Annotated in this window: 13 protein-coding genes; 10 read left to right on the top strand and 3 right to left on the bottom strand. The window is 40.0% G+C overall.

The window, feature by feature from the left end; translation table 11 throughout:
- Positions 1 to 93 precede the first annotated feature (93 nt).
- Complete coding sequence (locus tag ABJQ32_06065; protein ID MEP5289196.1) at positions 94 to 540, top strand: universal stress protein; 447 nt, start codon at positions 94 to 96, stop codon at positions 538 to 540.
- Positions 521 to 2,893: a heavy metal translocating P-type ATPase metal-binding domain-containing protein gene (locus ABJQ32_06060; GenBank protein ID MEP5289195.1), complete on the top strand. Its 2,373-nt coding sequence runs from the start codon at positions 521 to 523 to the stop codon at positions 2,891 to 2,893. Before ABJQ32_06065 ends, ABJQ32_06060 begins: the two co-directional genes overlap by 20 nt.
- On the opposite strand, the gene ABJQ32_06055 is transcribed toward ABJQ32_06060, so the two are convergent.
- The 3 genes from ABJQ32_06055 to ABJQ32_06045 all read right to left on the bottom strand — a co-directional run bounded on the left by ABJQ32_06055 (position 2,886) and on the right by ABJQ32_06045 (position 4,538).
- Positions 2,886 to 3,722 (bottom strand): sulfurtransferase, encoded by an 837-nt coding sequence (locus ABJQ32_06055; GenBank protein ID MEP5289194.1) that lies wholly within the window; start codon positions 3,720 to 3,722, stop codon positions 2,886 to 2,888. The two genes, ABJQ32_06060 and ABJQ32_06055, sit on opposite strands and share 8 nt — an antisense overlap.
- Before the next feature lie 9 nt (positions 3,723 to 3,731).
- Positions 3,732 to 4,025: a thioredoxin gene (gene trxA / locus ABJQ32_06050; protein ID MEP5289193.1), complete on the bottom strand. Its 294-nt coding sequence runs from the start codon at positions 4,023 to 4,025 to the stop codon at positions 3,732 to 3,734.
- A 69-nt stretch (positions 4,026 to 4,094) separates the two neighbouring features.
- On the bottom strand, positions 4,095 to 4,538 hold the full coding sequence (locus tag ABJQ32_06045; GenBank protein MEP5289192.1) for a hypothetical protein: 444 nt from the start codon (positions 4,536 to 4,538) through the stop codon (positions 4,095 to 4,097).
- Positions 4,539 to 4,751: 213 nt separating this feature from the next.
- Between ABJQ32_06045 and ccoS the strand changes: the two genes are divergently transcribed.
- From ccoS to hemN, 8 genes are all read left to right on the top strand, one after another.
- Positions 4,752 to 4,961 carry a cbb3-type cytochrome oxidase assembly protein CcoS gene (gene ccoS, locus ABJQ32_06040; GenBank protein MEP5289191.1) on the top strand — a complete coding sequence of 70 codons (210 nt, stop codon included), beginning with the start codon at positions 4,752 to 4,754 and terminating at the stop codon, positions 4,959 to 4,961.
- Positions 4,937 to 7,105: a cytochrome-c oxidase, cbb3-type subunit I gene (ccoN, locus tag ABJQ32_06035; GenBank protein ID MEP5289190.1), complete on the top strand. Its 2,169-nt coding sequence runs from the start codon at positions 4,937 to 4,939 to the stop codon at positions 7,103 to 7,105. Before ccoS ends, ccoN begins: the two co-directional genes overlap by 25 nt.
- A gap of 11 nt (positions 7,106 to 7,116) precedes the next feature.
- A complete protein-coding gene (locus tag ABJQ32_06030) occupies positions 7,117 to 7,308 on the top strand; it encodes a hypothetical protein (protein ID MEP5289189.1) in 192 nt (63 codons plus the stop codon).
- Complete coding sequence (locus tag ABJQ32_06025) at positions 7,295 to 8,272, top strand: cbb3-type cytochrome c oxidase N-terminal domain-containing protein (protein ID MEP5289188.1); 978 nt, start codon at positions 7,295 to 7,297, stop codon at positions 8,270 to 8,272. The genes ABJQ32_06030 and ABJQ32_06025 overlap by 14 nt, the downstream gene beginning before the upstream one ends.
- A gap of 91 nt (positions 8,273 to 8,363) precedes the next feature.
- Entirely contained in the window at positions 8,364 to 9,791 is a 1,428-nt protein-coding gene (gene ccoG, locus ABJQ32_06020; GenBank protein MEP5289187.1) for a cytochrome c oxidase accessory protein CcoG, read from the top strand.
- 100 nt (positions 9,792 to 9,891) lie between these two features.
- The gene (locus ABJQ32_06015) at positions 9,892 to 10,314 is read left to right on the top strand and encodes a FixH family protein (protein MEP5289186.1); all 423 of its coding nucleotides are present in this window, start codon (positions 9,892 to 9,894) and stop codon (positions 10,312 to 10,314) included.
- The gene (locus tag ABJQ32_06010; protein ID MEP5289185.1) at positions 10,311 to 10,991 is read left to right on the top strand and encodes a sulfite exporter TauE/SafE family protein; all 681 of its coding nucleotides are present in this window, start codon (positions 10,311 to 10,313) and stop codon (positions 10,989 to 10,991) included. Before ABJQ32_06015 ends, ABJQ32_06010 begins: the two co-directional genes overlap by 4 nt.
- 180 nt (positions 10,992 to 11,171) lie before the next feature.
- A complete protein-coding gene (gene hemN, locus ABJQ32_06005) occupies positions 11,172 to 12,515 on the top strand; it encodes an oxygen-independent coproporphyrinogen III oxidase (protein MEP5289184.1) in 1,344 nt (447 codons plus the stop codon).
- Positions 12,516 to 12,521: the final 6 nt, after the last annotated feature.

The raw sequence follows: 12,521 nt of genomic DNA, 5'->3' as shown, positions 1-12,521 counted from the left end.
AGCTATAGTGACAAAATTCAATAGCGCAATTGACAAATGTCAATTTACAGCATGTAGGTCATATCTACTTTTGATGTTTAAACTAGAATACCTGTGATCTCGAGTATACTTATCCCTACAGATTTTTCCCCAGCCTCTTGGAGTGCCGCCCAATTTGGGTTGGAGATATCAAGATTAAATGATGAGGCTATCATATCATTTCTTCATGTATTCCCCGTATCAGCAAAATATGCATATACAAACGAACTCATATCTCATGATTCAAAAATTAAGGAAGTAGAAGATCGTATGAACCAATTGGCACAGAACTTATTGGATCGTGCGGAAGAAAAAATCCGGAATGTGGTTTTATCAGGGAATGTGGAAAATACAACACTTCGGTTTATCAAGGAACATCAATTTGATTTAGTCATTGTAGGAATCAATAGTAATGGAAGAAATAATGAGCTTGGAAGTCATACTGTCAGTGTGATTAAAGAAAGCGGAGTTCCAGTCATGATTGTCCCAAATCGTTCTGAGAATGGAGCTATTGCAAGCTGAAGAACTGAAATGCCATCATTGTGGTGATGTATGTGATGACTCTATAGCTATCGAGGATCATCTTTTTTGTTGCTATGGCTGCAGAGCTGTTTACGAGCTTTTGGATCAAAGCAATTTGAATCAATACTACTCTGAAACTTCCCAAGAGAATAGATCATTATCTGAAATAAAGGCGGAGCGAAAATATGCTTTCCTGGATAATGAGGATATTCAAAAGCAGCTATTGAGATTCAAAAGTGAAGAAGTATCCGTGGTGAAATTGTTTTTACCAGGAATTCACTGTAGTTCATGTATTTATTTACTTGAGCATCTACCAAAACTGGAGAAAGCAGCGCTTCGTTCAGAAGTAAACTTTGTGAAAAGAGAAGTAGTGATCACATTTGATCACAAGCAAAAGTCACTTAAAGAGCTTGTAATCCTACTGTCTCAGTTGGGTTACCCACCTGGAATTTCGCTTGATAGTTTAGATAAAACCAAAAAACAGATTTCTAAATCTAATATTGGGACAAAAATAGCGGTGGCTGGTTTTTGTTTTGGTAATGCCATGCTGATGAGCATGCCTGAGTATCTGGATCAGAATTTTCTGCTTACCAAAGATTTCAAAACAGTATTTAACTGGATAAACCTTATACTGGCTTTTCCAGTGGTTTTTTATTCAGCTAACGATTATTTCACAAAAGCCTGCAAAGGCATCAGGTATGGAAATCTAAATATTGATGTACCCATTGCTTTAGGAATTCTTACGTTGTTTGGGAGAAGTGTTTATGAGATTATTTCAGGATTGGGAATGGGATATGTGGATTCACTCGCTGGTTTGGTTTTCTTCCTTCTAATAGGAAAATGGTATCAAAGCAAGACTTATCAGGCGCTTTCTTTTGATCGTGATTTCTCCTCGTATTTTCCGGTCTCTGTGACATGTAAAGTAGAGCGTGAAGAAATCCAAAGACCTCTAAAAGAATTGAAAAAAGGAGATTTAGTGCTTACTCATAATGATGAATTAATCCCTGCTGATGGCGTCATTAGAGGAGGAAAAGGAAACATTGACTACAGTTTTGTTACCGGAGAATCTAAGCCAGAGTATAGAGAGATAGGACAGCAGGTATATGCAGGAGGGAGACAGAAAGGAGGGGAGTTAGAAATTGAACTTATACAAACTGTTGATAATAGTGAACTTACGAGACTTTGGAATACTGATTCATTCAAGAAAAAGACAAATGCGGACTTACACACCTGGGTTGATAAAATAAGCAAATACTTTACGCTGACAATTATCCTACTAGCAGGATATACTGCACTTTATTGGTGGATCAATGACCCAACACTCGTATGGAATTCGGTCACCGCTGTTTTAATCGTTGCATGCCCATGTGCACTAGCACTTGTCCTTCCATTTACCTACGGTCATGCAATGAGAAAGCTAGGCAAAGAGGGACTATATCTAAAAAATGCTGAAGTAATTGAATCATTGGCTCATGTTGATTCCATCGTTTTTGATAAAACCGGAACGCTTACATCTACTGAAGCTGGACTTAGATATGAAGGTGATGTCTTAAGTGAAATAGATCTATCATATCTTAAATCGGCTATTGGCAATTCGGCTCACCCTTTAAGTAGAATGATTCACCATGAACTTCCAGCGTGTGAAAAATTTCCGATTGTCAATTTTCAAGAAGAGACAGGAAGAGGATTTACTGCAGAGATAAATAGTATTTTGCTCAAAATAGGTTCAGCTGAATTTCTTCAAATCACTGACAATAATTCAGCCATCAATGAATCTAACGTTTATGTGAAAGTAGGTAGTAAGCTTGGACGATTTACAATCAAGTCTTCTTATAGAAAAGGCATTTTTGAAATGCTTAAAAGCTTGAAAGTAAATTATCTATTGACGCTATTGTCGGGAGATAACGCGGCTGAAAAAACTAAGCTTGAGCCTCATTTTGATGAAGTTCACTTTGCGCAAAAACCAATGGATAAACTAGATTATCTCAAAAATAGTGATTGGAATCAGTTGATGGTGGGAGATGGATTAAATGATGCAGGCGCTTTAAAAGAGGCATCTGTAGGTATTGCAGTGTCTGAGGATATACATCAATTTTCTCCTGCTTGTGATGCTATTCTTACTTCGGATAAAGTAACGGACCTTCCAAAGGTCCTTTCGTTTTCCAAGCGGGTAATAAATATAGTTTTCATCGCATTCGGTATCTCGTTTCTGTACAACATTGTGGGTTTATCCTTTGCGATGAGCGGGCATCTTACTCCACTTATTTCGGCTATACTGATGCCAATCAGCTCTGTGACCGTCGTTGGTTTCGTTACCTTGATGGTGGCATGGGTAGGGCGTAGAATTAATTAGTTTCTACAGGCAAATCAGACGGCTGTCCCCATTCACTCCAGGAACCGTCATACACGGCATGGTTTATATAACCCGCCAAGTGTGCAGCAAAAAGAATGATGCATGCAGTTAACCCAGAGCCACAAGAAAAGACTAGTTTTTTGTCTTTTATGTTGAGTCGATCAAAGACTTTTTTTAACTCGGAATGATCTTTTACCTGTTGACCATCAATCACTTCTGTAAAAGGAAGGTTAATGGAATTCGGGATATGTCCACCTCTGAGTCCATGTCGTGGTTCAGGTTCGGTCGCCATAAATCGTCCTTCAGATCTTGCATCCAAGACAATAACCTTGTTATCATTGATGTGATTTAAAACATATGCTGAATCCACAAAGCAAGTTGATTCAACGTTGGATGTGAACTCACCTTCTCTTAGGAGAGATTTCTTCTTCTTTTCTATTTGAAATCCCTTTTCAATCCACTTCGGCAATCCACCATTTAGTACGGCTACATTTTCAAGACCTATGGATTTCAGCATCCACCAAGCACGAGGAGCAGAATACACTCCGTGGCTATCATAGACAATGATCAGGCTATCTTGATTTATTCCAAGCTTTCGAGCTTCTCTTTCAAACTGATCAGCGTTACACATCATATGAGGAAGATCAATAGAGGCATCTGAGAAGGCACCATCAATATCAAAAAACTGAGCTCCTGGAATCTGCACATTCTCATAGGGTACCTCACCGGCAGCTTTAGGTTTTGCAAGTGTAGCGTCTAAAACAATAAACTTTGGTTTTTCTAAGTTTTCATGGAGCCACTCTGGAGATACGATGGAAGGTATTGACATACCTGCAAATTAGGCACTTTCAATAGCCTGCTCTAGCATATGCTTAGGAATAGCACCCGACTGCCTCCAAAGCTGCTGACCGTTCTTAAATAAAATAAAGGTAGGCACACCTCTTACATTGAACTTTCGAGCTGCAGCTTGATTCTTATCGATATCTACCTTAATGATCCGAGCCTTGCTCCCAATCTCTGCTTTTAACTCTTCAAGAATAGGAGCCATTGTATGACATGGGCCACACCAGGTAGCATGAAAATCAACCAAAACCGGTTGATCACTATTAATTAATTCATCGAACTTAGACATATCGATATAACACTAATGATAGCTTATTTAGTTCTTGTTTCTTATATGTAAATGGATAGCTCTATGTCTTTAAGCGAAGAATCCGTAATATCCGAAAATCATCCCCAGGGCTATAACCATGGGTAAAAAATAATTCTGAATCCCTTTGGGAGTAAACCATTCTTCAAAAACGTTGATGACTCGCGGAAATGCAAGAAGGGCGATACCTTTTAATAAAATGCTCCAACTAATTAAGGTAATCATCAACCGCCAATCATTAACCCACAAATTATGAATATGAACAAGTAGAGCACCTAAGCAGGTAGCAATCCATCCCCCTAAAAAAAGATAAGTGGTATCATTTACAATTTTCTTAAAAGCAGAATTATAATACGAAGTGCTAAAGGCAAAACCTGTTCCTAGTGAAAGGTATAAAATGCAAATAACTCGTGCGATAATGATCGAGACATCCATGATTACGTGAATTTTGATTGTATCAAATGTCTCAATTCCTATTTCAACCTTGAATGACATTCATCAGCAGACCAGCTGATATTTGATGACCTTAAACTAAGGTTTATGTTCCACACTAATGTTCTTTCTGCCAAGGTTTCAAAGTAGTCCTTTTTATAAGAGATGTCTCAATTCATGATCTTGCCACAGATCATTACCTGACAAAAATCATCCTTCCCACTAACACCTCTCATTAGCCAACCTACGATGCTCCACTAATCTTGTCTTCGGATTATGAGTGTCATTTTTATCCTTATCGCGTGCAGTTTACTGCTAGCAGGCAGCTTCCTAGGAGCATTCCTTTGGGCGTCTCGTTCGGGGCAGTTTGAGGATGACTATACACCATCGGTCCGTATCCTCTTCGACGAGGAAGAGGCGCAGATTTCTGCAAACGATTCAAGTACTAAACCTAGTGACCAATGTCAGAAAACAACCAAAAAGTAGGTCTTGAGACCTTTCATTATGACAACACCACGGTCCGAAACTTCCTGATCGCTACCACGATTTTTGGAATTATCGGTATGTCGGTGGGGCTTCTTGTTGCATGTCAGTTTGTGTGGCCAGAAGCCAATTTCGGATTACAGTATACCACCTTTGGGCGTGTGAGACCATTGCATACCAATGCAGTGATTTTCGCATTTGTAGGGAACGGGATTTTTGCTGGAGTATACTACTCTCTTCAGCGATTGTGTAAAACGCGTATGTATAGTGACCTTCTCAGTAAGATTCACTTCTGGGGATGGCAGCTAATCATTCTTTCAGCTGCTATAACACTCCCATTGGGGATGACATCCGGCAAAGAGTATGCTGAGCTTGAATGGCCTATTGATATTGCGATCGCTTTGATCTGGGTAGTATTCGGCTTAAACATGTTCATGACTATCATCAAACGACGAGAGCGTCATCTTTATGTAGCCATCTGGTTCTACATTGCCACGTTTGTGACGGTAGCTATGCTACACATTGTAAATTCATTTGAGCTTCCCATTGACTTCATGAAAAGCTACTCATGGTATGCTGGAGTGCAGGACGCATTGGTACAATGGTGGTATGGACACAATGCAGTAGCGTTCTTTCTCACCACTCCATACTTAGGTTTGATGTACTACTTCATCCCTAAGGCATCTGGTCGTCCCATTTATTCATACAGGCTTTCAATCATTCATTTCTGGGCCCTAATCTTTATCTACATCTGGGCAGGTCCACATCACTTATTGTACAATTCACTACCGGATTGGGCGCAATCTTTAGGGGTGGTATTTTCTGTAATGCTGATTGCTCCATCATGGGGTGGTATGCTGAACGGATTATTGACATTAAGAGGAGCTTGGGACAAGGTTAGAGAAGATGCTATCCTGAAATTCATGGTAGTGGCAATCACTTGTTATGGTATGGCCACATTTGAAGGTCCGATGCTGTCACTTAAAAACGTAAATGCGATCGGTCACTTTACGGATTGGATTGTAGGTCATGTGCACATAGGGGGATTGGGATGGAATGGCTTCCTGACGTTCGCGATGCTTTACTACCTTATTCCTAAGCTATACAAAACAAAGCTTCACTCACAGAAACTCGCTAATGTTCACTTCTGGATCGGAACCATGGGCATCCTTTTCTATGCGATTCCATTGTATTGGGCTGGTTTCACTCAAAGTTTAATGTGGAAACAATTCAATCCTGATGGGACACTTGTTTACAGCAACTTCCTGGAAACAGTCACTCAGATCATGCCAATGTATGCATTGAGAGCATTTGGTGGACTGTTATATTTATCTGGTGTGTTTGTAATGGTATATAACCTGGTGAAAACAGCACGGGCTGGTAGCTTCCAACCAACAACTGAGGCTCAAGCAGCACCGTTGATGAAAGATTACAAGCCAGAGAAGAGCGAACACTGGCATAGAAGAATATTTGAATGGAAACCGATGCGAATGCTAGTTTGGAGTTTGGTTCTGGTAGCTATTGGTGGCGTCATTGAGATTGTGCCTACATTCCTTATTCAGAGCAACGTTCCTACAATTTCAACAGTAAAACCTTATACACCACTTGAATTAAACGGACGTGATATCTATGTGAGAGAAGGCTGTTATACCTGTCACTCACAAATGATTAGACCTTTTAGATCAGAGGTGATGAGATATGATCCTGTGGATTTAGAATACTCCAAGGCAGGCGAGTTCGTATACGATCATCCATTTCAATGGGGATCTAAGAGAACAGGGCCAGATCTTCACAGAGTAGGTAAGAAGTACCCGGATAGCTGGCATTTCTATCACATGCTTGACCCAACGAGTATGTCGCCAGGATCAATTATGCCACCATACCCTTGGCTCTTTGAGCAGGAGTGGGATAAAGCACGAACTCCAAAGAAGATCCGAGCTATGCAGACGCTAGGTGTGCCATACCCAGAAGGATATGATGAACAAGCCGTAACAGATGCGGAAAATCAGGCAGCATTGATTTCCAAAGGGCTAGAGCTGGAAGGAATCAAGATGGCGAGTGATGCTGAAATCATAGCCTTGATTGCTTACCTGCAAAGACTTGGAACTGATATTAAGAATGTAGAAGGAGTAGCCGAAGGGAACTAAAACATACAACTATGCTGAAATTTATTAAACATCATATGGAGACCATCGCAGGGATAGAAATCTTTCCTGTGATCTCCTTTGTCATATTCTTTGTCTTCTTTATTGCACTGACAGTGTATGTTCTTAAGGTAGATAAGAAATTATTCAATGACATTTCAAACATTCCTCTAGACTCAAACGATACTGACCATGACGAAGCTTAAGTATATTATTATAGCCTTAATAGTTGCTTTACCTGTACTTTCATTCGGGCAAGAAGCAGCAGAACAACAGAGTTTTTTTGAACAATACAAAGTGGAGATTGTATTGGGGTTGACTGTTCTCATAAGCATTATTGCTGTATCAGCGATGTACGTGCTATTGATTGCACTAAAAGTAGTGCTTAAGCTCAAACGTGCCGAAATGGGGATAGAGGAGGAAGAGAAAGAGTTAATTCCTGCTATCGAAGGTGAAGAAGGCATGGGGTTCTGGAGGAAATTCTGGAACAGATTTAATGATTCTGTACCCGTTGCTAAAGAACATGAAGTTGCGACTGATCATGAGTATGATGGTATTCGTGAGCTTGATAATAGGTTACCTCCATGGTGGCTTTATGGATTTTATGCTTCTATTTTATTCGGTGTTGTCTACCTGATTAACTATGAAGTTCTTGGTACAGGACAACATCAAGATGAGGAGTTTCAAGCTGAGATGATGCAAGCTGAAGAAGACGTAAAAGTATACTTAGCATCTCTGGGTGATCTAATTGATGAAAGTAATGTGACGCTTGCAACAGAAACTGCAGATATAAATGCAGGAAAGGCTATTTATGAATCAAATTGCTCTGTATGTCATGCTGCAGATGGAGGTGGCGGGGTAGGCCCAAACTTCACCGATCAGTACTGGCTGCATGGTGGCGATATGGCATCCATCTTTAAGACTATTAAGTATGGTGTTCCGGCAAAAGGTATGATTGCCTGGGAAACTCAACTTTCGCCTAAGAAAATGCAGCAAGTAGCTAGCTATATCTACATGATGGAAGGCAACACAGCTGCAAATCCGAAGGATTCACAAGGGGAGCTATTTGAACGCGTGGAAGTAGATGAAGAACATAGTGAAGAAGACGCAGAATCTAATCCTGATTTTGTAGATGATGAAGCTGCACTAGAAGATGGTGAATGTTGCTAACTGCATATTTGGGATTAAATAGTTGAGATAATAGTTAACCTAAATTCATTAATGCCAATTCTGATGAGAATTTAGATGGCTGATGTTTAGCATGACAGATGTAAAAGACATATATCAGGAGCAAGAAAGTGCTGAGGAGACCTTTCGTGATCACCTGTCAACAGTAGATAAGGATGGAAAGCGGGTGTGGGTGTATCCTAAGAAACCAAAAGGTAGATTTACCAACTATCGCTCACTTGTGAGCTACTTACTGCTCTTATTTTTATTAGGTGCACCATTCATTAAGATTGATGGACAACCATTCTTATTATTCAATATTTTCGAACGAAAGTTCATCATCTTTGGTCAGGTATTCTGGCCTCAGGATTTCTTCCTGTTCGTAATAGGAATGTTAACCTCTTTGGTTTTCATTATTCTATTTACAGTTGTTTTTGGACGCATTTTTTGTGGGTGGATTTGTCCACAGACCATCTTCATGGAAGGTGTTTTTCGCCAAATTGAGTATTGGATAGAGGGAGATTATATGGCTCAAAAAAAGCTAGATAAGCAGCCATGGAATAAAGAAAAGGTGACTAAGAAAACAATCAAGCATACACTCTTTGTTTTCGTCAGCATAATTATCATGCACACCTTCATGGCTTATTTGGTTGGGGTTAATGAAGTCTGGAGTATTATTCAGGGCGGTCCAGCGGAGAATACGGGTGGGTTTATAGCCATGGTCGTTTTTACAGGTCTCTTTTATGGTGTATTCAGCAAGATGCGAGAGCAGGTATGCACAACCATTTGCCCGTATGGAAGGCTTCAGGGTGTTTTGCTAGATAAGCAAAGTGTGGTTGTGGCTTATGATCACGTGCGAGGAGAAGAGCGTGGTAAATTCAGAAAAGATGAAGATCGCGAGGCATTAGATAAAGGAGATTGTATTGACTGTAAGCAATGTGTATTTGTGTGTCCAACCGGCATAGATATTCGAAACGGAACTCAGCTAGAATGTGTGAACTGTACTGCTTGTATAGATGCGTGTGATTCCATCATGGATCGGATTGGTAAACCCAGAGGCTTGGTACGTTACGCCTCAGAAGAAAATATTGCAGAGAAAAAGCCTTTTGAGTTCACAACAAGGATGAAGGCTTATACAGGTGTATTGATTGTATTGGTTGGTGTACTTATTACACTATTACTTGTACGTTCAGATTTTGAAACTACCATATTGAGAACTCCTGGTATTCTCTATCAAGAGCGAGATGATGGTATGATCACTAACCTATATCAGGTGAAAATGGTGAATAAGACCAATAATGCTATGGATGTAAGGTTTGAGCTTTTGGAACCTAAGGGGCAGATAGAAATGGTAGGCGGTGAAATTGATTTAGCTGAACAGGGCATAGGAGAAGGCGCTTTTTTTGTGATCATAGATCCATCTGATATTTCAAAAATGAGTACAATGATCTCCGTTGGTGTGTATTCAGGAGATGAATTGGTAGAGACTGTAGAAACTAAATTTTTAGGACCAACCAACTAGTCAATTGGCAATTGACAATGAATAGTTAAAAAGACAAAATGAGTAAAGGGTTAGCATTTGGAAACAAGAGCAAAAATCCTGACTCCTAAATACTTAAAACATGAACTGGGGACATAAAATCGTAATAGCATTTATACTCTTTGCAACATTCATTGGGTATATGGTAGTCAGAGCATTTCAAGAAGACTTTGATTTGGTTGCAGAGGACTACTATGCACAGGAAATCAACTATCAACAAAAGCTCAATAAGCTTTCAAATGCAGTAGAAGCAGAAAAGATTGTACTCGTGAAACAAAAAGGGGGAGAAATTTTATTGACTTTTCCGGATCAGGAAGCAACAGGTAATATCCATTTCTATCACCCTTCAAGAAAGATTTTTGATCGCACATTTGAAATCTCCCTGACTGATCAAGTACAAAAAATAGATCGTTCTGAGCTTGTTGCAGGTAACTATCGTGTGAATATTACCTGGCAAACAGATGAGCAAGATTTCTATCAACAGTCAAGTATTTATATCCAATGATTGGAGCTTTCATCATCGGGTTGTTCGGTAGTCTACATTGCGTTGGCATGTGTGGACCGGTGATGATGGCATTCATGGGACCCAGACAGCCCAAATCCGGGTTTGCTCTTTATCATTTAGGGAGAATTCTAACCTACGTTTTGATTGGAACCTTACTTGGATTAATCGGAGCTACAGCAGCTCTCTTTCAAGTTCAAAAGATCATGGCTTTTGTTTTGGGTTTTGGACTTATACTTCTTTACGGAATTCCATCCGTTCGCCATAGTTTGGAGAAATTCTATTATGAATCCAGATTCTATCAAATCCTGAAATCATTCATGTCCAGAAATCTTTCCATGAGAAAGCGCTGGTTTTTAAGTGGAGTGGCAAATGGCTTTTTCCCATGTGGCCTCACCTATGTTGCGGCTGCTGGAGCTGTTGCTTTGGCTAACCCTGTGGAAGGGGCTTTATTCATGATACTATTTGGTTTGGGTACATTGCCGGCTCTCGTTACTTTATCTTTTGCAGGAAACATATTTTCGCAAAAACTAAAATCGCTAATCCCACGATCGGTTTCAATCATTGCTATTCTTTCTGGTTCGCTGCTTATCATGAGAGGATTGCTGACCACTTTTCCTCAGTTCAATCAGATGGTGCAGGCCAATGCTGCAGGTTTGATCACCGTATGTGGATTGTAGGTGCTCGTGAGTTGGCTGTCATGCTGAGTCTATCGAAGCATTTGAGCGATGGGTAAGAGATCCTTCGTTCACTCAGGATGACACATAAATAAGTTTTCATGACATAAGTCATCTTCACCCCTTCCATTCATCAAACCACACCCTTCTTTATCCCTCTAGCTTTGGGTCAAATTTCGATCAATGCAAGACCTAAAGAAATACAATCAGCCTGTTCCTAGATATACAAGTTACCCGACAGTTCCTTTTTGGGAGCCAGAAAGCTTCACCATAGAAGCCTACAAAAAAACACTTCAGTCTGCCTATTGGGAGAGCAGTAAAGAAGTAAGTATCTACATACACCTTCCATTTTGCGAAAGTTTGTGTACCTATTGTGCCTGCAATACACGTATCACCAAAAACCATCAGGTTGAAGGTCCATACTTGGATCATGTATTGAAAGAATGGGAGCTGTATCTTGAAATGTTGCCGGAAAAACCATTGATCCGGGAGATTCACCTGGGAGGAGGAACCCCCACATTCTTTGCTTCTGAAAATTTGAATAAGCTGCTGTCAGGCATCATCAGCAAAGCAACTTTGTCAAAAGAATTTCAAATGAGTTTTGAAGGACATCCTGCAAATACCAGAACCAGCCATCTGGAGACTTTGCATGCCATTGGATTCAATCGCGTAAGTTTTGGTATTCAGGATTTTGACTTGAATGTACAAAAGCTCATCAATCGTATGCAATCTTTTGAGCAGGTAAAAGCAATTACTGAAAAAGCTAGAGAAATTGGTTACACGTCTGTGAATTACGATGTAGTCTATGGCCTTCCTGGTCAGACACCTGAGTCTGTTCAAAATACACTCGATCAAATCATTGAGCTAAAACCAGAGCGTATTGCTTATTATAGTTATGCGCATGTACCAGTATTACGACCTGCTCAAAAATCATATGAATCCCATCTGCCTAACGCTGATGAAAAATGGGAGTTTATGCAACTGGGTAAAGAAGCTTTTAAAGCAGCTGGATACGAAGAAGTAGGTATGGATCATTATGTATTGCCTGGTGACGAGCTTTTAGAAGCACGAGAGGAAGGAGAGTTACATAGAAACTTTATGGGCTATACACCATTCACCAGTAAGCTTTTGGTCGGCTTGGGAGTTAGCGCGATTAGCGATAGCTGGTCTGGTTTTGCTCAAAATGAAAAGAGTATTCCTAAATACTATGAGATTCTGGATAAAGGCCAACTTCCAATTGAAAGAGGACATATTCACACGAAAGCAGATTTATTTTTCAGGAAGCATATACTCCATCTCATGTGTGATTTTAAGACCAGATGGCACGAGGCAGAGTTTCTGGAGTATGGCATCTTATTGAATTATGAAATGCTTGATCAACTTCAAGATGAAGGGCTAATCACTTATAGCGATGAAGGAATGATGGTACTACCTGAAGGAAAAGAAGTAATTCGAGTGATTTGCTCTGCACTAGACGCTCGCATGAATAGTAGTAAGAGAGAACATCAATTTAGCAAAGCTGTGTAAATGAGT

Origin of the sequence: Marinobacter alexandrii (assembly GCA_039984955.1) — a bacterium.
Classification (GTDB): domain Bacteria; phylum Bacteroidota; class Bacteroidia; order Cytophagales; family Cyclobacteriaceae; genus Ekhidna.
The sequence above is the reverse complement of the archived record's forward strand: the minus strand, read 5'-3'. Positions and strand labels throughout refer to the sequence as shown.